We start from the raw sequence: 26,321 nt of genomic DNA on the forward strand, positions 1-26,321 counted from the left end.
CTGTAAGAGCGAAACCATAGGCCGCCGTTACCTAAATAACGGATATGTACTCTCAACTCACGCCGGAAACCGCAACGGCAAAGCAGCCTGAAGCAACGCCGCCGGATCCCGATAACGCGCCCCAAAGTGGTCCCCCGGCAACCGCGCCCGCCCAGCCCCAAACAACCGCTCCCGCAACGTCTCCCCCTCGTTGTACCGCTCACGAAACCGCCCCCGACGACGCAACTCCGGCACCACCAATTCAATAAAGTCCCGCGCCGTCTCAAACGACAAATACTGCCTCAGGTTAATCCCGTCGATCCCATCCTCATCCAGCCATTTCTCAATCGCGTCCGCCACCACCGTCGGCGTACCCGCGACAAAAAACCGCTCGCGATTAAACCCACCCAACTGCGCCAATACCGCCCCAACAGTGGAGTCCGCCTTGTACCGGCTCAAACTCTCCCACCCCTTGACCTGCCGACTCACCAGATCACTGATCAACGTATCCCGCGGATACGCCGTCAAATCAATCGCCGACTGCCCGTGAGCCAGCGACGCCTCGACACTCACCAACTTGCGATAACTGTCGAGCTTGGCACTCACCTCCTCATCCGTCCGCCCAACGATCACCCCCGCCATCACAATAAACTTCAACCCCGCCGGATCGCGATCATGCTCAACCGCCTTCTGCCGCATCGCCTGGATATTCGCCCGCACCGCCGGCGCATCATTACCACCGGTAAACACCACTTCGGCGTGCCGCCCGGCAAACTCGATCCCGGCCGGTGACCCCGTAGCCTGAAACAACACCGGCGTACGCTGCCGCGAAGGCTGGCACAAGTGTGGGCCGGCAACCTTGAAGTGCTCCCCCACGTGGTTGATATAGCGCACCTTGTCCGGATCGGTGTAGATCCGACGCTCACGGTCGACAATCACCGCGTCATCGTCCCAGGAACCTTCCCAAAGCTTGTACAGCACGTCGAGGTATTCATCGGCGATCTCGTAGCGGTGATCGTGAACCACCTCAGTGTCATGCCCGAAGTTGCGCGCCGCATTCGGCAGGTACGAGGTGACAATGTTCCAGCCCACCCGCCCCTTGGTCAGGTGATCGAGGGTACTCATGCGCCGCGCAAACGCGAACGGCGGTTCGTAGGTGGTGGAAAAGGTCGCGCCGAACCCCAGGCTCCTGGTTACCCCGGCCATCGCCGGAATCACCAGCAGCGGGTCGTTGCTGGGAATCTGCATGCCCTCACGCAGCGAGGTCTCGGGGCCGTCGCGAAAGCGGTCATAGGTGCCAATCACATCGGCCAGGAACACGCCGTCAAAGGTGCCGTATTCCAGCAACTGCGCCAGCTCGGTCCAATAGTCCAGGTCGTTGAAACGGTGCCGGTTGTTGTCCGGGTGCACCCACAAACCATGGACGATGTGGCTGACGCAGTTCATCTCAAACAAATTCACGTGCAGTTGCTTGGGCACCAGGAGCACTCCTTTCGTAGATACGTTTTCCAATACGTCAGATCGCTACATTCAGGTAGAACGGGATCGGCGTGTAGTCGGTTTCAAGGGTCGGAATCGCATCGATCAGCGCGCGGGTATAGGCATGGGCCGGACGGTCGAACACCGCGCGTACCGAGCCGGACTCCACCACTTCACCGGCCTTCATCACCAGCACGCGCTCGCTGACGTGGTTGATCACGCCGAGGTCATGGGAAATGAACAGGCAGGCCAGGCCGAGGCGGCGCTTGAGGTCGTCGAGCAGTTCGAGAATCTGTGCCTGTACCGACACGTCGAGCGCCGACACCGGTTCATCGCAGATCAGGATCTGCGGCTCGGAAGCCAACGCTCGGGCAATCGCGATGCGCTGGCGCTGGCCACCGGAAAGTTCGATCGGCCGGCGCGACAAGGCGCTGGCATCAAGGCGTACCAGTTCCAGCAGTTCCAGGGCACGGTCGCGCCGGGCATGACGCGGTACGCCAGCCACCACCAGCGCTTCGAACAGCACACGCTGCACGGTGTAGCGTGGGTCGAAGGAGCTGAGCGGGTCCTGGAACACCACTTGCACCGCACGCCGGGCTTCGCGTTTTTGCCTGGTGTCGAGGTCGGACCAGCGCTGGCCATTGATCCACACCTCGCCGGCATCGGCGGTTTCCAGGCCGAGTATCAGCCGGGTCAAGGTGGTCTTGCCGCAACCCGATTCGCCCACCACCCCCAGCGTCTCGCCGCGACGCAGCTGTAGCGACACCTGGTTCAGCACCGTGCGGGTTTTGCCGTCGGGGCCGACAAAGGTTTTGGACAGCTCGCGTGCTTCAAGCAGTATTTCGCCCTGGGGCGCCGGCTCGAGCTCCACCGCCGTGAGCAACCGGCGCGTAGGCTGGAAGTGCACGGCCTTGGCGGCCCGCAGCAGCAGTTGGGTATACGGATGACGCGGGTCTTGCAGGACCTGTTCGGTGCTGCCCTCCTCCACGATCACCCCGTGGCGCATCACGGCCACGCGATCGGCCAGGCGCGAGACCACCGACAGGTCGTGGCTGACCATCAGCAGTGCATTGTCTTCACCGCGCAGGCTCTCCAGCAGGGCGATGACTTGGGCCTGCACCGTGGCATCCAGTGCCGTGGTGGGTTCATCGGCAATGATCAGCCGCGGATTGCAGGCAATCGCCGAGGCGATCAGCGCCCGCTGGCGCAAGCCGCCGGAAAGTTGCCAGGGGTATTGGCTGGCGCGCAGTTCCGGTTCCGGCACACCGACATCCCGCAGCAGTTCCAGCACCCGCAGGCGGCGCGCTTCCAGGCCCAATGCGGTGTGCAGGTGCAACGGTTCTTCGATCTCGGCACCGACGCGGCGCAGCGGGTCCAGCGCGCCCAACGCGTCCTGCATCACAAAGCCGATGCTCGCGCCGCGCAGTTGCTGCCAGGCCCGCTCGTTGAGCTGGCGCAGGTCGACGCCCTGGAAGGCAAGCTTGGCAGCCTGGACATGGGCGTCCTTGCCGGTGAGGCCAGCCAGGGTGCGGGCGGTGACGCTTTTGCCGGACCCCGACTCCCCCACCAGCGCGAGGCATTCGCCCCGGTTCAACTGCAGACTGACACCGTGCAACACTGGCTCGGCCTGGCCGAAACGTACTGTGAGGTCGCGGATATCGACCAACGGGCCGAGGGTATGGATGTTCATCGTCATAGAGGCTTTCCTTCGCTGCGGCGCAAGAGTTCGCGGCCGATGGCACTGATGGAAACAACGGTCAGGGTGATGATCAGGGCGGGCCAGGCCACCAGCCACGGCGCATTGGCCAGGAAGCTGCGCCCGATGGACATCATCCCGCCCCACTCCGGCGCAGGCGGCGGTGCGCCGAAGCCGAGAAAACTCAAGGCGGCACCGGCAGTGATCGCGCCGCCGATGCCGATGGTGGCGAGGATCAACACGGGCTTGAACGCATTCGGCAGGATGTGCCGCAGCACCACCGCCAGCTGCGATTGGCCGAGGGTGACGGCGGATTCGACGTAGCCGGCATTGCGTACGCTGAGGGTTTGCGCCCGCACCAGGCGCGCATAACGCGGCACACCGGCAATGCCTATCGCGAGAATCAGATTGGCCGTGCCCTGGCCGAAAAACGTGATGATCACCAGCGCCAGCAACAGGTCGGGAAAGGACAGCAGCACGTCGATACCGCGCATCAAGGCGCCGTCCAGCCAACGCGGACCGAGCCCGGCGATCAACCCGAGCAAGGTGCCCCAGGCCAGGCCCAGCGCCGTAGCTGCGAGGCCCATGAACAGCGACGAACGCACGCCATAAATCAAGCGGCTGAGCACATCGCGCCCGTTCTCATCAGTGCCCAGCCAATGCACATTGCTCGGCGCCTGGAACGCCATGCGCGCCGACGCCTCCAGCGGGTCATACGGGGCCAGCCATTGCGGAACAACGGCGGCCAGCAGCAACAGCCCGACAAATACCCCGGCGAGCAACAGACCCGGCCGCAGTTGGGTAAACCCGACAAGACGCAACGGGCGATTGCCGATCAACGTTTCAATGGTTTGCGTCATGCCAGGCTCCTGGTGCTAGGGCGCGGGGTTGGGAATGCGCTGGTGGATGGCCTGGATCTGCGCCTTGATCTCATCGCCAAGAGTCACGTCCAGCGCGCCGAGGTTGTCGCGCAATTGCGCCAGGCTGGTTTGCCCGGTCAGTGCGCTGGTGACGAAGGGTTTGTCGATGATGAAGGCCAGGGCCAGTTGGGCCGGGGTGAGGCCATGTTGCCGGGCAATCTCCACGTAGCCGGTGATGGCCTCCTGGGCCGAGGCACTGTCGTAGCGATTGAAAGTGCGGTACACCGCCGACAGCCGCGAGCCCTCGGGCCGTGCGCCGCCGAGGTACTTGCCGGTGAGTGCACCGAAGGCCAGAGGCGAGTACGCCAGCAGCCCGACGCCTTCGCGATGGGTGAACTCCGAGAGGCCGCCTTCGTACAGGCGGTTAAGCAGGCTGTAGGGGTTTTGCACACTGGCAATGCGCGGCAGGCCGAGGCGTTCGCTTTGCTTGAGAAACTCGGCGACGCCCCACGGGGTTTCATTGGAAACCCCGATGTGGCGCACCTTGCCGGCCTTGACCTGATCGGCCAGCACCGCCAGGGTTTCCTCGATGGCGACGCTCTGGGTGTCTGCCTGATACGGGTATTCGCGCTGGCCGAAGATGTTGGTGGTGCGGTCGGGCCAGTGCAGTTGGTAAAGGTCGAGGTAGTCGGTGTTCAGGCGTTTGAGGCTGCCGTCGAGGGCTTCGACGATGTTGCGCCGGTCGTGGCGGCTGAGGCCGTCGCGGATGTGCTGCTGGCTGCTGGGGTCACGGGCCGGGCCGGCGATTTTGCTCGCCAGGATCACCTCGTCACGTCGACCACTGGCCGCCAGCCAGCTGCCGATGTAGCGCTCGGTGGTGCGCCAGGTTTCGGCCTTGGTCGGCGTGGGGTACATCTCGGCGGTGTCGATGAAATTGATACCTTCGGCCAGTGCCAGGTCGATCTGTTGATGGGCATCGTTTTCGGTGTTCTGGTGGCCCCAGGTCATGGTGCCGAGGCCCAGCACGCTGACTTGGATGTCGCTGTTGCCCAGTTGGCGGTAACGCATGGGTGATCCTTTTTTCTTCAAGGGTTGATGGCTCATACCGCACTCGCTTCGTCGCGGGCGGCCTGCTGCTCGGCGTCGGCGGCTTGCAGGCTGCGCCAGGCGGCGTTCGGGGTGACGTCATTGAGGTAGTAGTTGCCCAGTGCCCGTTCGCGAAAGATCGCCGGGTTGTGGGAGGCCAGGGTTCGTGCGTTGCGCCAATGCCGGTCGAAGCGACGCGACTCGCTGGTGGCGGAGGCGCCGCCGACTTCGAACAGCAGCGTGGTGGCTTCCAGCACCTGTTCCAGCACGATCTGTTGCGCCTGAAAAGCGCGAATCTCGGCCTCGGTGTAATGCTGTTCGGTTGCGTGCCCGCCCTGCTCCGCTTCGTGCACGTCCTGCAGCACCTCCGCGACGGCCAGCACCTGGGTGCGTGCGGCATAGGCCAGGCTCGACAAGCGGCCGATCACGCGCTGCACCAGCGGGTCATCCTTGGGGCTCGATTGCCCCGGCACACCAAACGCGCGGGTGCGGCCCTTGACGAATTCGGTGGCGTCACGCAGCACGGCGTTGGCGATGCCGGCCAGGGTCGCCAGGTGGAACAGCTGGTAGAAAGCGCTCAGGTAGGACTCGGCGCGCAGTTCGTCTTTCTTGAAGCGCCGCACAATGTGCTGCTCCGGTACGTTCACCGCCTTGAAGCGGGTAGTGCCGCTGCCGGTGAGTCGCTGGCCAAAGCCGTCCCAGTCATCTTCGACGGTGACACCCGGCGCGTCGGTGCGTACCGCCAGGCTGACAAAATCTTCGCCATCCAGGGCCACGGCCGCGATCCAGTTGGCGTACAGCGTGCCGGTGCAGTAGTACTTCTCGCCGTCCAGCTGCCAGCCGGAGTCGACTGCGCTGAGGGTCACCGAGTTGCGGGTGGTGTCGGTGCGCTCGGCCATCGCGGCGCCCCACAACTCGCCGTCGACGACTTTGGCGAACCAGTAATCCTGGGAAGCGCTGTCGCGACTGGAAAGCCGGCCTTCGACGAAACCGAAATGCGCGCGCACGATCTGCGGCAGGTTTGAATCGGCCTCTCCCAGTTCAATCAACAGGCGAAACAGCTGCGGCAGGCTTGCACCCAGGCCGCCCAAGGCCTGCGGCACACGCAGTGCGCCAAAGCCGGCCTCGCGCAGCCAAGCCACCGCGTCATGGGCCAGCTCGCGTTGCTGCTCGCGGGCGACGGCGGTGTCGGCTATCCGGGCAAATACGTCAGCGAAACGCTGGTGCAAGTCGGCATAACTCACTTCAGCGGGGATCGAAGCACTCATGGTTTTTCCTTCTTCAAAGGCACTCACGCTTGGTTGGCCCGAGGGTCAATCCAGCGGTTGATCAAATCGACGGCCAGGTTCACCAGCACATAGACGGTGGCGGCCAGCAAGGTCACGCCCAGCACCACCGGCACGTCTTTGTTGCTGGTGGCATCGAGCATCAAGCGCCCGATGCCCTGGCGTGCAAACAGCAATTCCACCACCACCGCGCCGCCCAGCAGGCTGGCGAACACGAACCCGGCCAGGGTCACCAACGGCACCAGCGCATGGCGCAAGGCATGACGCAGGCGCACAGCGGTTTCGGACAAGCCACGGGCACGGGCCATGGCAATAAAGGGTTGTTCGAGGGTGTCTTCCAGGGACTGGCGCAGCAGCTGGGTCAGCACTGCCGACACCGGCAACGCCAGCGCGATCGAGGGCAGGATCAATGAGCGCCAGCCAACGGAACCGGAGGGCGGCAACCAGTGCCAATGAAACGAAAACACCAGCAACAACAGCATCCCGATCACAAACGAAGGTGCTGAAGACAGCACCAGCTCGCTGCCTGAAACGGCTGAACGCACCCAACGCGAACGGTTGGCGGTGAGGATCGCGCACACCAGGGCCAATACCACCGCCAGCAACGCCGCGCTCAGGGACAGTTGAATGGTTGCACCAATCTGCTCGGCAATCGCCTGCTGCACCGGGATGCGCAAGCGATAGGACTCGCCCAGGTCGCCATGGGCCAGGCGCACCAGGTAATTGCCGTATTGCACTATCAGGGGTTGGTCCAGGCCGTACTCGGCACGCACCCGGGCCAGCAGCTCCGGGGTGGGCATCGAATCCGGCCCGCCGAGGATTGCCAGCGCCGTGTCACCGCCGCTGAAATTGACCGCGAGGAACGTCAGCGTCGCCGCGCCCCACAGCACGCCAATGCCCGCCAGCAGGCGCCAGGCGATGGATTTGAACAGGCTCATGGTTGCCCCCGGTCCAGCCAGATGCTGGTGAAGAACGGTACGTTGTGGGAAGTATCGAAAATCACCCCCTGGACCTGCCGGCCATACGCGGTGAGCACCTGGCTTTCCACCGAAGGCACCGCCGGGACGGTTTCGGTCAGGCGCTTTTGCGCCTCGCCATAGAGCGCCTGCAATTGCACCGGGTCGCGGGATTGGCGGGCGGCGCTGAGCACGCGATCCAGTTCGGCATCACGGAAGCGCCCGACGTTCTGGCCGATGATCTTGTCGGTGCTGATGGCCTGGCTGTGATAGAGCACGAACAGGCCATCGGGTGTGTTGGTGTGCCAGTAACCGCCCGCCAGCGCCTGGAACTTCCCGGCGTAGCGTTTCTCGGTCACGCGGGTCAGCGGCAGCATTTCGATGGGCATCTCGAAGCCGACTTTTTTCAGGTCGGCCTGGATGGCCACCGAAACGCTGGCGGGAAACGCCGGGTTGTCATAGGACAGCATCGTTGCATTCAGGCGCTGCCCGTCCTTGGTTCGATAGCCCTGGGCATCGCGCCCGGTCCAGCCGGCCTCGTCCAGCAGCGCATTGGCGGCTTTCACGTCGTAGGCCAGGGCGTCGTTGTTGGGTTGATAAAACCGGGTGTTGGCCGCCAGGAAATCCGCCTTGGCGATGTATTCGCCGAAGCCGGAAATCCACGCCAACCCTTCGCGGTCAATGGCCTTGGCCACTGCGCGACGCACCCGTACATCGTCGAACGGTGGCTGCTCGACGTTGAAGGTCATGCTGCGGCTCGGGTTGCCCTTGCGAATCCGGCTGCGCATCACCAGGTCGGGGTTGGCGCGGATGGCGGCGGCATTCTGGGCCGGTGCATCAAGCGCGAAATCCGACTGGCCGGACTCTAGCGCCGTGAAGCGGATCATGGCTTCGGGGACGTAGCTCAGTTCGATACGGTCCAGGTAGGCCTCGCCCGCGTGGCGCGTCACCGGTGGCGCCCAGTTATAGCCGGGGCGCTTGATGAACACCGCGCCCTGGTCACGGGTGTAGCTCTGCAACGTAAACGGCCCGCTGCCGATGGGGTGCTCGGCGATGGTCTTCGGCGCCTCGCGAATCTGCCTGGGGGAGATCATGCTCAGCCAGGACTGCGCCAGCACATCCAGGAACGGCGTATAGGGTTCGCGCAAATGGGCTTCGAAGGTGTAGTCGTCGATGACCTTGCCATCCAGGTACGGCGCGATATAGGCCGCGGCCAGTGGGGACTTGGTCGCCGGGTCGCGCATGTGGTCCAGATTGGTTTGCAGCGCCTGGGCATTGAATTTCTCGCCGTCGCTGAAGGTCACGTCGTCGCGCAGGTGAAAGGTGTAGGTCTTGCCGTCGTCGGAGATGTCCCAGGAGCGAGCCAGCCACGGGCTGATATTGCCCTGCTCGTCCTGGTACACCAGGCAATCGAAGAGAATCCGGCCCATCCACTGGATGTTGCCGTTAGACAGTGCGTGAACATCGAAACTGCCGGCGTCGGAGGCGGCTGAGACGCGCAAAGTTCCGCCACTGCGCCCCGGTGACGACTCATGAAAGTCCGTCGCCGAATAAGTCACTACACCGTTGGTGACCGTGCCATCAGCCGCAGACGTTTCATGTTTCGGTGCCGCAGCCGGTGAGCAGGCATTGACTGCCAGGCACAGTGAAATAACCGCCGAAAGTTTCAGGATGGTTGTCAATGACACTTCCTTAGAGGAACTCGATGAACACTGAAAGTTTGCAATTACGGGATGTAATGCAGTGAGCATGCCAGTCTTCAAGAAACGCCATATTGACCATGAAACCGGCGAAAAACCCTTGTAAAACGGGGCGAACACTGCCAAACACTTATATGGTTATACCCGTTATACACCCCGGGATTGTTGGTAGCCTTACACACTGCTTATCAACTGTTGCGTTCGCGACAGCTGCGGTAATCCCAGGCATTAAAGTTGACTGTTGAGAATCAAACACCGATTCAAAACAAAGTATCCCGCAGAACACTTAACCTTAACTAAGCGCCCGTATTCCTTGGCCAATAGTCTTGGCATAGAAACTGCTCAGAGCGAAACAGGCATGACTATTCGAATAGAAAGCTGGGGCTCTTTTATCTATTCACAAGGAACACGCTTAATGGATCCAATCTTTCGGGGAGAGTTGCAAAAGTTGACACTTGCCGTGCGGCAAGCAACTTGGCTGGCGATGGTGGGACTGGGCTCAGCCCTGGTTTTTTCCGCCAGTGTGCAGGCAGATGATGAGGTCACACCGACGACCGGAACACGGCTAAAGACGGTGACAGTAGAGGCACAAAAAATCACGCCCGTTGAGGCAGCCAAAAGTCAGCTGTCCGAAGTGCCAGGCGGCACCAGCGTGGTCGACAGCGAACAAGTGGCCAAGGGACGCACCGCCACCTTGCAGGACACCCTCGCCTATCAGCCGGGCGTGTTCGTGCAGTCCACCGGCGGCAACGACGCGGCCAAGATCTCCATTCGTGGCTCGGGCGCCAACACCTCGCCGGGGTATTTCCGTGAGGGCATCAAGTTCCTGTTCGACGGCCTGCCGATCACCGGCCCGGGCGGCACACCCTACGAATTCCTCAACGGCTCGGGGGTGAACTACACCGAGATCCTGCGGGGTGCCAACGCCTTCCAGTACGGCGCACTGAGTCTTGGCGGCGCCATCAACTTCGTCAACCAGACCGGCTACACCGCACCCGGGCTGCGGGTGCGAGCGGAAACCGGGAGCTACGGCTACAACAAGCAAAGCCTGAGCGTCGGCGGCGTCGAGGGTGCGTTCGATTACTACCTGAATGCCGACAACTACCGCAGCGACGGCTACCGCGACTACAGCCTGTCGAAGAGCCAGGGCGTGGTGGCCAACTTTGGCTACCGCTTCAGCCCGCAACTCGAAACCCGGGTGATGCTGCGTTACCGCGACGAGTTCCACAACGACCCGAGCGCCACCACCCTGGATGCGGTCAAGCACCATTCCGACCGTGCCAGTGCCACCGCCGAAAGCAGCGGCGCCGGCAGCCGTCGCCCCGGCAGCGTATGGCTGGGCAGCAAGACCACCTACACCTTTGAGGACGACGCCACCCTGTCGGTGGGTTTCGTCTACTACCAGTACGCCCACAACAACAGCCCGAACAGCCCGAGCAACCCCAGCTACTGGGACTGGCATGACCTGAGCGCGGTGATCAACTACGACCGCCGCGACACCCTGTTCGGCCACGAAAGCCGCTCCAGCCTGGCCTTCACCTCCACCGAGCACCTCAAGGGCCAGGTCGACTCCACCTTCGCCAACAAACAGACGCGCAAGTTCGTCGACTACAGCTCCTCGTTCGATCACGTGTTCTCCGTGGGCAACGACCTGGAACTGGTGGACGGCCTGTGGCTGACCAGTGGCGTCTCGGCGATCAACGTGCGCCGCCATGCCGACGTCAAGGAAGCCCTGGTGGCCAACACCACCACCTACCCGAGCGATGTGACCTACGACAACTGGAGCCTGGCACCGCGAGTGGGCGTGCGTTACGAGTTCAACCCACAACTGCAAGTGTTTGCCAACGTCAGCCGCTCCGTCGACCCACCGGCGTCCTGGGAATACTCCGGCTCCGGGCCGACCACGCCGTACGTACGGCCGCTGGTGGAACAGAAAGCCAATACCGTGGAAGTCGGGATCAAGGGTTCATCGGGCATCTTCGACGGCAGCCTGGCGCTCTACCGCTCGTGGGTGAAAAATGAATTGCTCAACGTGCAGATCATCCCGGCCACCTCCACGGCTGCTGCGGTCACCGGTGCATTCAACGCCACGCCGACGATCCACCAAGGCATCGAGGCCGGCTTGAATACACGCCTGTGGGAAAACACCTCGGGTGAAAAAATCACCCTGCGCCAGGTGTATACCTATAACGACTTCTACTACCGGCACGACCCGACCTTCGGCGACAACCAACTGCCGGGGATTCCGAAGCATATCTATCAGGGCGAAGTGCAGTATCAGCACCCGGCGGGCTTCTATACCGGGGTGAATGTGCAATCGGCTTCGCGTACGGCGGTGGATTATGCGAACAGCTTCTATGCGCCCTCCTACACAATCTTCGGGGCGAACGTGGGGTATGAAACGCCGAGCAAGGACTGGAAGGTGTCGCTGGATTTGAAGAACCTGACCAATCAGAAATACGTGACGGCGGTGCAGCCGTTGTATGACGCGAAGGGGCAGGATACGGCGTCGTTGTATCCAGGGGATGGGATTGGGGCTTATGTGGCGGTGGAAATGCGCTATTGAGTCAGCGCATAACCTTAGCTGTCGATGTTCTTATTCCTCACGCCCGGCGATGGGTAAATTGTTAGCCACGTATCTCATTGAGGAAGTGGCTAATGTCTGAGTCTCGATCCGAGCCTGTGGTGTGGATTGCCGGTGTGGGTGCCGTGGCCGGCCTGGGAGCGGCGCTGGCGCGACGCTTCGCGCGGGAGGGTTTGCAGGTGGCCGTCAGCGGCAGGAGCCCGGACAAGTTGCAGGCTGTGGTCGAGGGCATCCGTGCGCTCGGCGGGGAAGCGGTGGCTATCGTGGCGGACTCGGGAATCGAGTCCGAGGTGATCGCCGCCAGCCAGCAGATCAGCCAGTTGGGCCCCCTCAAAGCCGCGATCTTCAACGTCGGCAACTCCGTCGCAGCGCCGACCCTGGAGTTGAGCGCGCAGTTGTTCGAGCAGACCTGGCGGGCATCGACCCTGGGTGGCTTCCTGTTTGCCCGCGAGGCCACCCGCTTGCTGCTCGCCAGTGGTGGCGGCAGCCTGTTGTTCACCGGGGCTACCGCTTCATTGCGAGGCAAGCCACCGTTCGCCGCCTTTGCTGCCGCGAAGGCGGGACTGCGCTCACTGAGCCAGTCATTTGCCCGCGAGTTCGGCCCACAAAACGTGCACGTCGCCCATGTGGTCATCGATGGCGCCATCGACGGTGAGCGCGTGCAAAGCCGGGCCCCGGATTACCTGGCGCGACTGGGGGAAGACGGTGCGCTGAAACTCGAAGACATCGCCGACGCCTATTGGTACCTGCACACCCAACCGCGCAGCGCCTGGACCCAGGAACTGGACCTGCGGCCCTTCAAGGAACCCTTCTGAAAACCGCCTCACGCCTGGAGGATTGTTCATGGGAACTCATCAGACTCATCTCGCCCCGCCATCGGTCATCGGCGAACTCAACTACCTGCTGGACACCGGCGAGCGACCGGTGAACTACACCTTCCCGCAGCCAGACGGCACACCCAAGCGCAACGGCGTGCTGGACCCGACTCAGGTGAGTATTCACAACGCCCGGTCGCTCGACGAACCGGCTTGTCTGGATCGCAACGGTTTCGAAAGGATCGACCACACCAGCTCGGTGCCTGACCTGGAAAACGATGATCAGGTCCGTGAACACTACTATCCGGAAACCGAAGCCTTGCTCAAGCAACAGACCGGTGCGGTGAAAGTGGTGATCTTCGACCACACCATCCGGGTAGACGAGCACGGACGCGAGGACCGCGGGCTGCGTGAGCCGGTGCGGTACGTGCATAACGACCAGACCGAGCGCTCGGCGATTCGCAGGGTACGTGATCATTTGCCTGCGGATGAAGCTGAACAGCGGCTGCTGGAACGGTTTGCGATTATTAACGTCTGGCGGCCGATTGGTGCGCCGGTCCTGAGTACCCCACTCGCCCTGTGCGATGCGCAAAGCATGGCCGAGAGCGACTTGCTGCCCAGCGACCTGGTGTATCGGGACAAGGTTGGCGAGACTTTTTCGGTCAAGGCCAATCCCGCACATCGCTGGTATTACTACCCGCAGTTGCGGCCGGATGAGGTGCTGCTGTTGAAGATCCATGACTCGCGTAGCGATGTTGCAAGGCGCAGCGCACATACGGCGTTTGATGACCCGACTACGCCGGTGGATGCACCGCCAAGGAGGAGTATCGAGGTGCGGGCGTTGGTGTTTTTTGGGGAGTGAGTCTTGGGTTTCTTTTAAGGCATGAAAAAGCCCAGCCTTTTCAGGTTGGGCTTGCTCAGGATGCTATAGAGCGGGTAATGATCGTCAGATAAATCGAAATTACCGACTATGCCTTCACTCCCTAAAAGCCTAAATGACAAAAGCTACCATTAAAGTAGCTTCTGCCAGTGACAACCTATTTTTTTGAGGACTTGCTAGGTTTCAAGTCAGGATTATTTCCCTGCGTGTCTTTATTGTCACGACGACGCTTATCAACTTCACCAGTTGATTTAGCTATTGGCTTTGGGCCTGGTTTAAGTGCCATAAAATCTATCCTTGATGTTAATATTGATTTGGTTGTAGCAGAATCATCTTATTGGTACCGACTGACACTTTCAATAGACATGAGATGCTTGATTTTAGCTATGTGAAAAATTGAATTCACTTTGGCAGTTTCTACTGAATATCTACCAGCAGGCCAGGTTGTTGATTTACATCCATTTGTGCGACGTAGCAGGTAGCACAGCACGTCCAGAGTCATTCGTGCACTGCCTAGGGCGCGGTGGGAGCCGACCTCCAGCCCCCGCATTCGATAGCGGCCTCGATAGCTTGATCCAGCACCATTGCCAGCCCTTTTACCCATTCACCACTCCATATACCGCAGCATTGCGCAGGCGGTGGTGAGCTCAGGGGCGAGGGCTGGCAGGCGCCGATCAAAGGAGGCGCTATAAGCAATGACACCCGGGACGATAGCCGCGTATTGCTCAGCACGTGCGATGGCCACCATGTCGTCGGTGATACCTTGAGTTCATGTGAAATCGTTCACGTTCTTGAGAAAACCAGACCGAGGCCTCCGGCAAAGGCATCAGCAGATCCCTACCTGATGCTCACGGAAAGTTAGAGTACTTGAGAGGTTAATAGTGGTGTTAGGGAAAATGGAGTCAGGTATGTACTCGTCCACTGCGAAATTTCGCTGTCAAGCCGCTAGCAACCCGAGATTGAATGACTGCTTCTGGCTGATAGCTGCCCACAATTAATCGCAGCTATCAGCAACGGAGGGGGATGATCTGCGCGCGTCATGCTGAAAAAGCTACTTCTGATGATTGTAGCTATTCGTGCGCGAGCAAAATTTTCCGATCAATAGCGTTCCTCAGCCCATGGTTCTCGTGGGGCAATTATCGGATACTGCCATTGCGCCAGCACCCATCTTTCAAGGTTGAAACGACTCATGGCAAGGAAGAAGGCAAAAAAATCTACAAGTAACGGCATCCTGATCATTTTCGCTCTGGCCTTCGGCGCAGTCGCATCGATCCCGAAAAATGCTTGGATCGCCATTGGTGTTATTGCTTGCATTGCCGCGGTTTTTTGGCTGCTGGTTCGTCGCTCAAGGCGACAGGCCGAGCAATTGTCAGTGACCGTTTCGGAGACGGAACATCTGCGAGAGCATCAACGGCCAGGCATCACTTTCTCTATCCGTGAGGTTTCAGGGAGCAATATGGGCACAGAGGAAACCTCTGATTTTTACACTGTCCAACTCGGCTCAGCATCTTCAAAGTCCTTCAACATTCCAAATGCGAGCACGCAAAAACCTGATGTTCGCTGGGTGCCAGTAGGTGAATCTGTCACCGTTTCCGGTTTTTCAATTCCCGGTGGCATGTTCTATATGGGCAGCGTGCTAGGTGGCCGGCACGATGCCGAAGAACCCTCACTGATAAACCCCAAGCTCCGTATCGCAAAGACACACGTCGATCTAGAAGAACGGCTGATGTCCTATTGGCCCAGTTTTCACTCCATCACGTCAGAGGCTCGCCGTGGATACCTTCAATGGCTGGAGGGCGGCCGTCGTTACCCACTGGCAGACACCGGCTACGTCTTTTTGTATTTTTATGGTCTGGAGCGTCGAGCACTCGTTGACGCAGTGAGTGACCCGCGCGTCAAGGCTGAGCTTCCTTTGATCGTAGAAGAAGTCCAGCGCCTATTGAGTATCTACGGGGAAAATAGGTCGTTCAGGGGATATGCGGAAGGTTTTCTGGATTACCTGAGCAACACCAAGATCGATCCAGACCTTTACCTTGGACCACCTCCCAACGTTGTCGCGTATAGCTACGAGATGCCACTGCCACTGCGCGTAGGTCTGGGGCAACTCGCTTCCAACAAGCGCCCCCTTGATGCCGATTGGGCATTAGCCTGGGCGCTAGCTGACCCCAACATCAGCAAACGCACGCCCGTGACTCGCTGCAAGGATGTCTTTTCGAGACTGTTCAAGCTTCAGTACACAAGCGCCCACCCTAAGGGTCTTGTCCTGGCGCAGAACAAGACCAAACTTAAAACCAGCTATCGGCCGGCCTCCGCGGTCTTAATGGCCCCCACGCTTAGCTTGGGTGACCTTCCTGATGTCCTGGCCACGTCAGGTACACGAAAAAGCCTGCAGTTGCTGGTTGAGCTATGCACTACAGAGCTTGAACCCTACAGCCGATATTTGGGCCGCAACCCTGATAGCGCAGAAGCTCTCGAAGGTCTTTTGCAACTTCCCGTCGCTCTCTGGCCGACGGCAGCCCGTACAGAATTGGACGAGCTTCAATTCAGAATTGGCGACGACCTGATTGTCATGAGCTTTGGCGAACTCGCAGGCCGGTTCAAGAGCGCCGGCGCCCTGTCCCGCGACAAAGTACTTGCACTTGCCCGCGCGCTGGAATCGCTTCATATCGGTATTGAACCCGACGTACTGGCTGGCAGTAAGACACCGAAAGCAGAAGATCAAATCGCGCTGTTCGTGACTCAACCAGAAGACGGGGCACTGCGAGCTTCTGCAGCCTACAATGCTGCTTCGGTGACGCTCGACCTTGCTAGTGCTGTGGCTTCTGCCGATGGTGATACCTCCACTGAGGAAGTTACGCTTCTTGCTCAACACATCGACTCCTGGAATCACCTGAGTGTGGCCCATCGCAAACGCCTTAAAGCACACCTGCGAATCCAGATCCAGCAACCACCAACGCTGGCCAGCCTAAAGAAAAAACTCGACCCACTAACGGTCGAAGCCAAACGCACGATTGCCAGCTTCCTGGCCCATCTGGCGCAAGCAGATGGCATCGTCAGCCCATTGGAAGTGAAACTTCTCGAGCGCGTTTACAAGGCCCTGCAGCTGGACAGTCAGTTGCTGTACAGCGATCTCCACGGTGCTGCATCTGGAGCAAGTATTGCCTTCGTAAAACCAAAAGCCGGCATTCCTCGTTCCGAGCCTGGTACCCCGATCAACTTCACTGTAAATCAAGGGTTCGTGCTTGATCACGAGCGCATTGCAGAACTGCAACGAGAAACCGCAGAGGTCTCCGCCCTCCTTGCCAAAGTCTTCACTGATGACCAGGTTGACGAACCGGAACAGTTGATCGATGTGGCAGAATCAGTACAAGAATCGAGTGCAGACATTGATGGTCTCGATTTGGAACACTCTGCATTCCTTCGGTTGCTGATCTCACGCCCTGAGTGGAGCCGCTCCGAACTTGAAGCTGCCGCCAGCGACATGGAGCTGATGCTCGATGGTGCCCTGGAACAAATTAACGACATGGCTTTTGAACGTTTCGATATGCCCGTCACTGAGGGTGATGACCCTGTCGAGATCAATACAAACATTCTGGAAGAGTTAGCCCTATGAGCACTATCAGAGCCAAGGATCGCGATGCGGTCATCCAGTCGCTACGTGCAGGCGTCGTTCCTCGCGTGGGCCAACACCTCATTCAGGTTGGCCGGGTAGGCGAACTAGATGCACTGATTAAGGACGTCAATCGCCTGGTTGAAAGTGGATCGGCATTTCGAGTCGTCATTGGCGAGTACGGTGCGGGTAAAACGTTCTTTCTGAACCTGGTACGAGCCATTGCCATGGAGCGCAAGCTTGTCACCATGCATGCCGACTTGAACCCAGATCGCAGATTACATGCCACGGGTGGACAAGCACGTTCGCTTTACTCCGAGTTGGCTAAAAACATGTCGACTCGTACGAAGCCCGACGGAGGGGCTATGCAAGGCATTGTTGAGAAATTCATCTCTCAGGCCAAAACCGAAGCCAAGGCGGCGGGTACGGACAGCGAGACTGTTATTCGTGCTCACTTGGCCGAGCTGACCGAGATGGTCAACGGGTATGATTTTGCGGAGGTGATTGCCGCCTATTGCCGAGGTTTCGAAGAAGGCAACGAGCAGCTCAAGGCCGACGCCATCCGTTGGTTGCGTGGAGAGTTCACCACTAAGACTGATGCCCGAGCAGCCTTGGGTGTACGAACCATCATTGATGATGCCTCCGTCTACGATCAGCTCAAGCTCCTGTCGAGATTCGTCAGACTTGCAGGTTTTGGCGGTCTGATGATCTGCCTCGACGAACTGGTCAACCTCTACAAACTGGCCAATACCCAAGCTCGTAATGCCAATTACGAACAGATCCTCCGTATTCTCAACGACTCTCTGCAGGGATCGTCCGAAGGGCTTGGTTTCGTTTTAGGTGGCACTCCTGAGTTTTTGATGGACACTCGTCGGGGGCTATTCAGCTACCCTGCCCTGCAATCTCGATTGGCCGAGAACTCGTTTGCAAAATCAGGATTGGTGGATCTGTCGGGGCCGGTCATTCGCCTGACCAGCCTGACCCCGGAAGACTTCTACGTGCTGCTTCAGAAGCTTCGTCACGTATACGCTGGCGGGGATGTCGAAAAATACTTACTACCTGACGAAGCGCTTCCCTTGTTCATGGCGCATTGTAATCAGCGTCTGGGAGAAGCTTACTTCCGCACGCCACGTACCACGATCACAGCGTTCATCAACCTGCTCGCCATCTTGGAGCAAAACCCGGGCGCCGATTGGCGAATGCTGCTTGGAGCCGTCGAGGTCGCCAGGGACTCGGGCGGCGAAGACGATACCAAAGTCGATGCGGACGATGAACTTGCCACCTTCACACTCTGAGTCATCGGGTTTCGATCAACTTGAGTCCCGAATCCAGCGATGGGTTTGGGCGGAAGGCTGGACTTCCTTGCGCGACGCCCAGGAATGGGCGGTACCTGTTCTGGTAGATGCCGATCAGGATGTCATCATCGCCGCAGCAACAGCGGCAGGCAAAACCGAGGCTGCTTTTCTTCCCATACTCACCAATTTGCTGAATCGTGATGATCCACCCGGTTCGGTGCTGTATATCAGCCCGCTCAAGGCCCTGATCAACGACCAGTGGGACAGGTTAAGCCGTCTTTGTGAGCAGCTTGAGATTCCCGTAGTGGCTTGGCACGGGGACATCTCCTCAAGCAAAAAACATCGCTTTTTGAAGTCCCCTGAGGGGGTGCTTCTGATCACTCCTGAATCCCTTGAAGCCCTGTTCGTCAACCGCGGTTCAAGTCTTGGCGGGGTGTTCCAACACCTGCGTTATATCGTCGTGGATGAGCTGCATGCGTTCATCGGTAGCGAACGAGGCAAGCAACTTCAGTCGCTAATGCATCGGGTAGAACTTGTTGCCGGCCACCGTCTCCCTAGAGTCGGGCTCTCAGCCACCCTCGGCGATATGAAGATGGCGTCGGAGTTTTTGCGTCCGGGAAATGCCGATGGCGTTACCGTCATTGAATCAAAAAGCTCCAACCAGACTCTCCAGGTGCAAGTTCGTGGTTACATTCAGCCACCCATGAGCGAGCTCAAGAAGAAGCCCGTAAAGCTCCCTGACCAGGCGGAAAATGAAGACGAGACAGAGAGCGAGGCAAGCCCAGACTTCGCGATCGCTGATCATCTTTACAAGGTGTTACGCGGCAGCAACAACCTGATTTTCCCAAACAGCCGGTCTCAGGTTGAATGGTACGCAGATCAACTGCGACGGCGCTGCGAGAAAGAAGGCGTGCCTAACGAATTCTGGCCTCATCACGGTAGCCTTTCGAAGGACTTACGTGAGCAAGCAGAACATGCTCTCAAGGCAGGGACTCATGCAGCATCCGCGATTTGCACCACGACGCTTGAGCTCGGCATAGACATCGGCAGCATCAAAACAGTCGTGCAGATTGGTGCCCCACCATCGGTGGCGAGTCTGCGACAACGTCTAGGGCGATCGGGAAGGCGCCCAGGAGAAAAAGCAACGCTGCGCGTTTACTGCAAGGAATCGCCACTCAAAGATGGATCGAGCCTCTCGGATCAACTGCGCCAAGGCTTGGTTCAAACCATTGCCATGGTTCGACTGCTGGCCAAGGGGTGGTTTGAACCTCCCAGGGCTCAAGGCATTCACGCGTCCACCCTCGTTCAACAATGTCTTTCAGTGATTGCCCAGTGCGGCGGTGCATCTGCTGCAGATCTCTGGAAAAGTTTGATTGCTGAGGGAGCATTTCCAAAAGTTGAGAAACCAGACTTTGTGAAGTTGCTCAAGGCGCTCGGCGAGCACGAGCTCATTGTTCAGGACAGCTCAGGGTTGCTTCTTCCTGGGACGGTTGGAGAGCGATTGATCAACCACTATGAGTTCTACAGCGCATTCACCAGCGACGAAGAATTTCGCCTTGTATGCGATGGTAGGGCACTGGGATCTGTGCCGGTAAGCCGTCCACTGACCAAGGATCAGCGCATTATTTTCGGAGGCCGGAGGTGGCAGGTTCGTGATGTTGATCTCCAGGCCAAAGTCATCATCGTTTCAGCAGCCCGCGGTGGTGCCCCTCCTCAGTTCGATGGTCTGGGTGCGATGGTGCATGACAACGTACGCCAAGAAATGCGAGCCGTCTTGGCAGACACAATCCCCTGCCCCTTTATTGATCAAGGGGCTCAAGAGCTTCTCGACGAGGCTCGAAAGACATTTGTTTCGCTGGGCCTTGGTAAGCGCTACATAGTTGAGTCCGGCGGTAAGTGTTATCTGATGAGCTGGCTAGGTGATCATGCCAACGATGCACTGCGCTTGTTACTCAATCATGTCGGTCTTTCTTGTGATAACGCAGGCCTTACCATTGAGGTTGACGCCGACATCGGTCGAACCCAAATGGCACTGAAGGAAGTGGGAAGCCTGGATGCAGCTGATCTAGACTCGATACTTTCGGAGGTGGAAAACATGCTGCGCGAAAAGTGGGATTGGGCACTGCCGCAATCCTTGCTGATGAAGTCGTTTGCTTCCATATCGCTCGATATCTCGACCGCAATTCTTTTTGCACAGAGTCATTCCGTGGAAAAATAAGCGGAAGAAACTGCGCAGCATTGATGCGATGCAACGACACACAAAACTGCGATGGCTCCCCGCTGGGCTGGCGATGAGTGAACACCACCGGCCCCACTGTACTTAATCCTGGGCCTGTTTATACGTGCCGGAAAATCACGGTGCCGACGACGCAACCTAACGTCTAACTTCTACCTTGTAGAACAAATTCTCTATCATCAAGCGGCGCCGATCGGACATTACTGCCCCTTGAATTTGACTCGCCAGTCGTACATAGAATTTACACTCTCGCTGATTGGCTAAATCAGAGATGGGGCGTGCCGCCTGAAGAAAGTCCTCATAAGTGCGAGTGGTGTTTGCCATCAAAGCGGAGAAATTTGGCAGTGCCTCAGCATCGGTCTGCCGTGTCGGTGGCCAGGCCGGCTCAAAGCTCAGTGAGTCCTCCTTCAAGTACACCGTGAGGAACATCTCTGCTTTGCCAGCTTCGTTCGCCCAGCAAGGCGGCAGATCCCCTCCCTTGCCCTTGTTCAGCTTGTTTTGTAGAAACTGAACCTGCCCCCTCAAGTCACTGTTGGTTTTCTGCAACGTCGTCGGATTTGTACCCTGCTTCTCGGCTTGGGCATAAGCTTCAGCGTTCTTCACAATGTCTGAAATCTGCTCCGAAGTCGGAACGACTTCTTGCCCTAACGCGGTCTTCAACAATTGCTCAGTTGCCTGGAGGGCACCTATTCGTTTGATGACGTCCGTCGGCTGAGCGTCCTTTTCCTGATCAGGATCGATCACGAGTTTTTTGAGCTGGTCATAGGACATCATTGTTTCGAGTACAAGGCGCTTGGCATCTTCACCCTTGTTTTTGCTACCAGCCTCCTGCAAAGCCTTATCGATAGCGGCTAGCGCAGTAAGCTGTTCATCTTTCTGAGTGAGTAGCACCTTGAGGCGGCCGGCTTCATCTTTTGCCTTGGAGGCATCTACGAGCTTCGAAATGATCTCGTCAGGATTTTTCACTTTAAGAGAAACCAATCGCGCCTTGAGCTGATCACTCGCACGCGTGATTGCCTGTTCACGCTCATCGAAATCCTGGAAAGCGGAGATTTTGTTCGCCATCTCCGTATTCTTATGCGTGAGCTCCCAAACCTTATACCCCATCAGCAAAAGCAGAATGAAACACAAAATGATCCAGATTTCGGTAAGCGACAGCTGAAACACCTGATCATTTTTAGAACTCATCAGGCAGTTCTCACATCAGCCGCAGTCACGTTGTCGAATGCCAAAGTCGCATCGGCAATAGATTCGAGCGATGGGCCTGAAGGCTCTTCGCTAATAGCTAGCGAACGCATGTCAGGATTATTGATGAGATCAATCTTGCCCATCAGCTCATCCAGTAATTGAGAATGCGTTGTCTCGATGTTGCGAGTGCTCGACTCAACACTGGCAGCGAGCGTCTTATGTATGTCATTACTGACCACGACGGCCTCTACCAACGGCATCAGCGTCGAGCGTAAATTTTCTGCGAGGGCCTCGTTACTTTTAATCGCGCAGTCGCTGACGGCATTTAGTGCGCCCGTTATTTCTCGGGTCAAACGCTCCACTGTGGTGTCGTCTCTGGCCACAGTGCGCAATTCTTCAAGCCTCTCGACAATTTTCGCGAACACCTGTTGATTCGCTTTGATGTCGTCCATGAACTCCTCCCGTTGATCCTCCAACGAGTCCAGATAGTCCTTTTGAATACGTTCCACTCGATCCATGACGTCGCTGCCCTGTGACTTCATCGATTCCGCCAATCGTTCTTGGCCTTCTACGATCGAACCTACCGCAGCGACGGCCTGCCCTATCGTTTCAGTTTTGGTGTTCAAACTGCGAATCGCAGTACCTACCATCCGAGCAGCAGCCTTGACGTCCAGAGCCAACGTCGAGACCCCTTCGTTTAGGGTGTCGGTAGTTCCGGATAGCGTATCAATAGCGGGGTTAAGTTTTTGAGCGAACAGGTTATCCGGGAACAGAGTCTGATCGAGCCGCTCTTGGGCTTTTTTACCGAACTCGAGCGCATGAGATTCCATGCGGTCGAGCGTCTGCGAGCTCTTCTCAGTAAGGCCGTTGATGGTGGTCAGTAGATCCGTACTGGCATCGTTGGCTTGCTTAAGGATGAGCTCAAAAGCTTCGTTGCTTTGACGAGTAGCACTGGCGAAAAACGCATCCATAGCATTGGTGCTGTGCTGAGAGATCGTGGTGATTTGCTCATGAACGCTCTGCACTGCTTCCTTGGAAGCAGCCATAACTTGATCCCGGAACACTTCAAGCTGCTGGCTGGCGGCGTCAAAAGCCATGGTCAGGTTTTCAGCCGACTGAACAGCACGCTCCTCAACGCTCCTGACCGCGTCGTTTGTATCAACTTTGAAGCCTGTATGTAGCACCCTGGCTAGCATGCCTATGGCTGTGCTCACCATCGCGGCGCCAAACCGAACGGCCATTCCATTGAGATTCTCACCAATGGAGTTAATGTCGAGCAGACAGATGATGATGCTGCCGACAGTGAATAAGAACCCGAGGTAGTAAACCGAGTCCGCAAATTTTGCGAGGGTGAGCTGGACGTTCCACTTCTCCCGTACGCGGTAACCTACAAACCAATAACAACACATCACGAGCAATGGAAGCACAAAGCCGAGCCAGAAAGGCTCGTTAAGTAGGAGGCTGGTTACGGCCAAAGTAGCCTTGAGTATTACCGCCGCAATGAAGTAGGTTTGCACCCGGCGCACGTGCTTGTTGAAGTCCAATTACAGCCCCTCCATTGCAGTAATTCCCTCAACCGAAGCCCCGTTGGCCTCGAAATATTGAGCCCAGAAATTGCCAAGCTCGTTGGTTTGTGGCGTTTTCTGCTCGTTTGCCAGCAAATTGATGGTCACGGTGGCTCCGTTTAAGCCTGGCGCTTGGGCGTTGCGACCATAAGGAGACTTGGCAAACTCTGCATAATTGTGTCGTTTATTTTTGTACATTGAGAAATCAGGCATGTTGGCCAACATGTCCGAGTAAATGACAAGCTTGCGGTCACCTTTTACGTTGGCATGATCGAACCCGTTGATGCCTACCAGTTGGAGCATCTGAAAAATGGGTGACAGCTTGCTGTGTTCGTCGAGTGGGATATGGCGCACAACGGCATCGAGCGGCTTGGCGAACTTTTCATTGAAATCCCTATCAACAAACTTCTTGGTCGCCGTGAGTTGACTGCGATCGCCCCACTGACCAGGGTTGCAGCGTTCGAAGATAGGCTTTTCGTTTTGCTCAAATTTTTCCCCGAGCAAAAACACAGAAAGCAGGTGCCCTTCAGGCACCTCGTTCACCACCATCGTCTTGAGCCGCTGGGACAAAGCAGCCTTCTGGGTGAAAGGGAACGGCGAGGTGTTATCAATTAACACGACATATTGGCCTTTAGGGCCGTTACTGGGGCAAAGGGTCTCCTTGTCCAGGGTTTCGTGGTTCATTTTGTAATAGCCAATCCCGCCGAGCACCAAGGCGACTGCAACGCCAATCACACCGCCCCAAACCCATTTCCCGGTGTTACTTTCACGCTTGGCATAAACCGACATCACAAATCCCCTTATACCAAGTCCTGGAGCGGCTGAAGCTGGTTGTATTGCTGATTGAACGAGGATTGGACTCTTGCCCGGATCGGCTCAACTTCAGCGACCAATTCACGCAGAAGCTGCTCCTGTGCATCCAGTCGCAACTCATCCTTTTGAACACTGAAATCCGGCATGTCCAGGGGGCCAAATGTCACTGGATGGTCGAAATAATCAGGTGGTTGAGCATCCGTAGGGCGCGCCATCATATTTTCGTTCTGGTAGTAGCGGGTTAGGCTCTGCAGCGTTTCATCCGCCATGACCAGCGTTTCGGATACCTGTTTTTTCACTATCGACTTCTGGTTCATATTGAACTTGAAAGCTTTGATCGCCTTTTCAGCTGCCTGCACGCCGCTATCGATTTTCAACAGCACTTCGGCCTTCTCGACTTCCAGCCTATCTCGCAAGCCTTCGATCAGTTCGATATAGCGGCGGTGAGCCTCAGCATATTGACTCCATACCCCTGCGTACCCCGGATAGCGATCCGTGAAGTTGTAGCCCTTCCAAACGCCGACACAGCCAAACACTATCGTCCCGAAGAACAGAATCAATGATTCGAAATCCTGAATGGGGAATATGCCCGCACGAAGGCTTTGCCAGACCAGGGGGAAGGCGTTATGACTTGCGTCTTCATCCACGGTCAGCACATAACGGAAATAGGAGATCAACACTCCCAATCCGATCATGATGACTACTGCCGAAGCGAAAGAGATCCAGCCCCAGAGCCGGCGTGCCCCTCTGACGTGGTTCTTGTTTCTGAAACCAAGCCCTGCGAAAAAGCAGATGACCACGTTGAAAGACGACAACATAAAAGCCATCGTGAATCCGCTGAGTAGTCCCCCTTCTAGGCCTGAACCGAAGAAGGTCGCGTTGAGCCCACCCTCCACGACGCAACAGGCAAACACGATCATGATCTGCAGAAACTTGCTGGCACTGCTTAAGCTTTTAGCAGGGACGCTCGGCAGTCGATTATCCCTGCGAAAATCGCTCAAGAGCTGAAACTTGGTTTTCGCGCCGCTGGCAAAATCCTTCATGCGACCATCTTCCCGCGTGAGGTAATGGTCGGACGTACGAACAAACTCATTTCCTAACTCGATGGCGCGGTTCATATCCAGCGTAATGTCGATCGAGTCCAGGCGATTCTGAATCTGCTTGATACGCTGCTCGCCGTATTTCACCGTTTGCTCTCGCATCCGGCCAAGCTCCGCTCGAACAGCGTGCTCGGCAGCAGTCAATTGTGTGTCGCCGCTCCTCGGGATGCCCTTCGCGCCGTGTTCTCTAGCGATTTTTTGAAGATCGAGCTTTTTCTTGAGCTTCTCAGGATCGATTTTCGGGATGAGCGGTTCGCTATGCTCTGTTTCCTGGCTCGAAAAAAGCGAAGCAATAAAAGCAAAAAATCTTTTGAAAAAATGCATTGAAGACATCCATGCGCTTTGTTGATCAACGACTTATGACATTCATATGCGCAAGCGTGCTACGCAGCATAAATTGCCGTTTTTATCGTTCTGGAGGGTGAGTTCAGGAGGAATCGTCGTCCGTAACGTGCAGTTGTATCAAATAGCCATCAAGGTGGCGAAATGATGACTGCACCACTGCTCCATAGCAAGCAGGAACGAGTAGTTTGCGGACTAACGGACGGGCTAATAGGCGGCTGCTAGTCAAAGCAAGGATTTTTACTCGGCTCGAGGCCCAACTAGGTTGGATCATCCGCGCAGTACTAGAAGGGTCCGAACTATTCGCCAAGCAGCCTCAACTTGTAGGCCGCTGCCATGCCTTTGAAGCTAGATTGTTCATGACGGACTATGACCTACGCAGTCTAGTCCCCCGACGGCTATACGATCCCAGAGCCGCCCAAGCCTAACTGCCGGGTATACAGGATGACCCGAGCGACCTGAGATAAACAAGCTGATGGTTGACCTGTATATAGTTCTCAATCAGAAAAAAAATAACCTTAAACACTCAAAAACGTTAGGACCTGAAGAGAAAGACCAAACAGCATTGGTAAAGAGACCACGCGTGAGCGCCAAAGCCTGCGCCCGCCCACGCGGAAGCCGTGAGGATTCCACCCAGAGCCGGAGGTTTTGTGGGGGAAAAAACGGCAAAAAATAAAAAAGGGTCGCGAGATAAAATCTCGCAACCCTTTGAATTATATGGTCGGGACGGAGTGATTCGAACACTCGACCCCTAGCACCCCATGCTAGTGCGCTACCGGACTGCGCTACGCCCCGACTAGGCGTGTTACTGGGTTCGCTTCGCAACGAAGCGATCAGGAATATACCGCAAG

17 protein-coding genes and 1 tRNA gene are annotated in these 26,321 nt (G+C 57.5%); 6 read left to right on the top strand and 12 right to left on the bottom strand.

Annotated features, from left to right (window positions below; translation table 11 throughout):
• Positions 1–57: 57 nt before the first annotated feature.
• From HX805_RS13435 to HX805_RS13465, 7 genes are read right to left on the bottom strand one after another with little or no spacing between them, the layout of a single operon-like run.
• A complete protein-coding gene (locus HX805_RS13435; RefSeq protein ID WP_177116927.1) occupies positions 58–1,458 on the bottom strand; it encodes an LLM class flavin-dependent oxidoreductase in 1,401 nt (466 codons plus the stop codon).
• A 37-nt stretch (positions 1,459–1,495) separates the two neighbouring features.
• Entirely contained in the window at positions 1,496–3,154 is a 1,659-nt protein-coding gene (locus HX805_RS13440; protein ID WP_177116928.1) for an ABC transporter ATP-binding protein, read from the bottom strand.
• A complete protein-coding gene (locus tag HX805_RS13445) occupies positions 3,151–4,014 on the bottom strand; it encodes an ABC transporter permease (protein WP_003219920.1) in 864 nt (287 codons plus the stop codon). Before HX805_RS13445 ends, HX805_RS13440 begins: the two co-directional genes overlap by 4 nt.
• Before the next feature lie 15 nt (positions 4,015–4,029).
• On the bottom strand, positions 4,030–5,082 hold the full coding sequence (locus HX805_RS13450; RefSeq protein ID WP_087694258.1) for an NADP(H)-dependent aldo-keto reductase: 1,053 nt from the start codon (positions 5,080–5,082) through the stop codon (positions 4,030–4,032).
• Positions 5,083–5,114: 32 nt separating this feature from the next.
• Entirely contained in the window at positions 5,115–6,368 is a 1,254-nt protein-coding gene (locus tag HX805_RS13455) for an acyl-CoA dehydrogenase family protein (RefSeq protein ID WP_003219924.1), read from the bottom strand.
• 23 nt (positions 6,369–6,391) lie between these two features.
• Positions 6,392–7,324, bottom strand: coding sequence for an ABC transporter permease (locus HX805_RS13460; RefSeq protein WP_177081729.1), 933 nt, complete (start codon positions 7,322–7,324; stop codon positions 6,392–6,394).
• On the bottom strand, positions 7,321–9,024 hold the full coding sequence (locus HX805_RS13465; RefSeq protein WP_177028845.1) for an ABC transporter substrate-binding protein: 1,704 nt from the start codon (positions 9,022–9,024) through the stop codon (positions 7,321–7,323). The genes HX805_RS13460 and HX805_RS13465 overlap by 4 nt, the downstream gene beginning before the upstream one ends.
• A 433-nt stretch (positions 9,025–9,457) precedes the next feature.
• On the opposite strand from HX805_RS13465, the gene HX805_RS13470 reads away from it, so the two are divergent.
• From HX805_RS13470 to HX805_RS13495, 6 genes are all read left to right on the top strand, one after another.
• Entirely contained in the window at positions 9,458–11,608 is a 2,151-nt protein-coding gene (locus tag HX805_RS13470) for a TonB-dependent receptor (RefSeq protein ID WP_008431769.1), read from the top strand.
• Between the two features lie 92 nt (positions 11,609–11,700).
• On the top strand, positions 11,701–12,441 hold the full coding sequence (locus tag HX805_RS13475) for an SDR family NAD(P)-dependent oxidoreductase (protein WP_008431768.1): 741 nt from the start codon (positions 11,701–11,703) through the stop codon (positions 12,439–12,441).
• A 28-nt stretch (positions 12,442–12,469) separates the two neighbouring features.
• Complete coding sequence (locus tag HX805_RS13480; RefSeq protein WP_177081731.1) at positions 12,470–13,303, top strand: CmcJ/NvfI family oxidoreductase; 834 nt, start codon at positions 12,470–12,472, stop codon at positions 13,301–13,303.
• Between the two features lie 1,207 nt (positions 13,304–14,510).
• Positions 14,511–16,934, top strand: coding sequence for a TerB N-terminal domain-containing protein (locus HX805_RS13485; RefSeq protein WP_177081732.1), 2,424 nt, complete (start codon positions 14,511–14,513; stop codon positions 16,932–16,934).
• Positions 16,931–18,226, top strand: coding sequence for an ATP-binding protein (locus HX805_RS13490; RefSeq protein WP_069557042.1), 1,296 nt, complete (start codon positions 16,931–16,933; stop codon positions 18,224–18,226). The genes HX805_RS13485 and HX805_RS13490 overlap by 4 nt, the downstream gene beginning before the upstream one ends.
• Entirely contained in the window at positions 18,201–20,444 is a 2,244-nt protein-coding gene (locus tag HX805_RS13495) for a DEAD/DEAH box helicase (protein WP_177081733.1), read from the top strand. Before HX805_RS13490 ends, HX805_RS13495 begins: the two co-directional genes overlap by 26 nt.
• 156 nt (positions 20,445–20,600) lie before the next feature.
• Here HX805_RS13495 and HX805_RS13500 read toward each other — a convergent pair whose 3' ends face one another.
• The 5 genes from HX805_RS13500 to HX805_RS13520 all read right to left on the bottom strand — a co-directional run bounded on the left by HX805_RS13500 (position 20,601) and on the right by HX805_RS13520 (position 26,265).
• Positions 20,601–21,650, bottom strand: coding sequence for a hypothetical protein (locus tag HX805_RS13500; RefSeq protein WP_177081734.1), 1,050 nt, complete (start codon positions 21,648–21,650; stop codon positions 20,601–20,603).
• Positions 21,650–23,194, bottom strand: a complete 1,545-nt coding sequence (locus HX805_RS13505) for a hypothetical protein (RefSeq protein ID WP_177081735.1) — start codon at positions 23,192–23,194, stop codon at positions 21,650–21,652. The genes HX805_RS13500 and HX805_RS13505 overlap by 1 nt, the downstream gene beginning before the upstream one ends.
• Entirely contained in the window at positions 23,195–24,004 is an 810-nt protein-coding gene (locus tag HX805_RS13510) for a hypothetical protein (protein ID WP_043049579.1), read from the bottom strand.
• Positions 24,005–24,015: 11 nt separating this feature from the next.
• A complete protein-coding gene (locus tag HX805_RS13515) occupies positions 24,016–25,452 on the bottom strand; it encodes a hypothetical protein (protein ID WP_177081736.1) in 1,437 nt (478 codons plus the stop codon).
• Positions 25,453–26,188: 736 nt separating this feature from the next.
• Positions 26,189–26,265, bottom strand: a tRNA-Pro gene (locus HX805_RS13520).
• Positions 26,266–26,321 lie beyond the last annotated feature (56 nt).

Source organism: Pseudomonas sp. G5001 (assembly GCF_013385475.1).
Taxonomy (GTDB): domain Bacteria; phylum Pseudomonadota; class Gammaproteobacteria; order Pseudomonadales; family Pseudomonadaceae; genus Aquipseudomonas.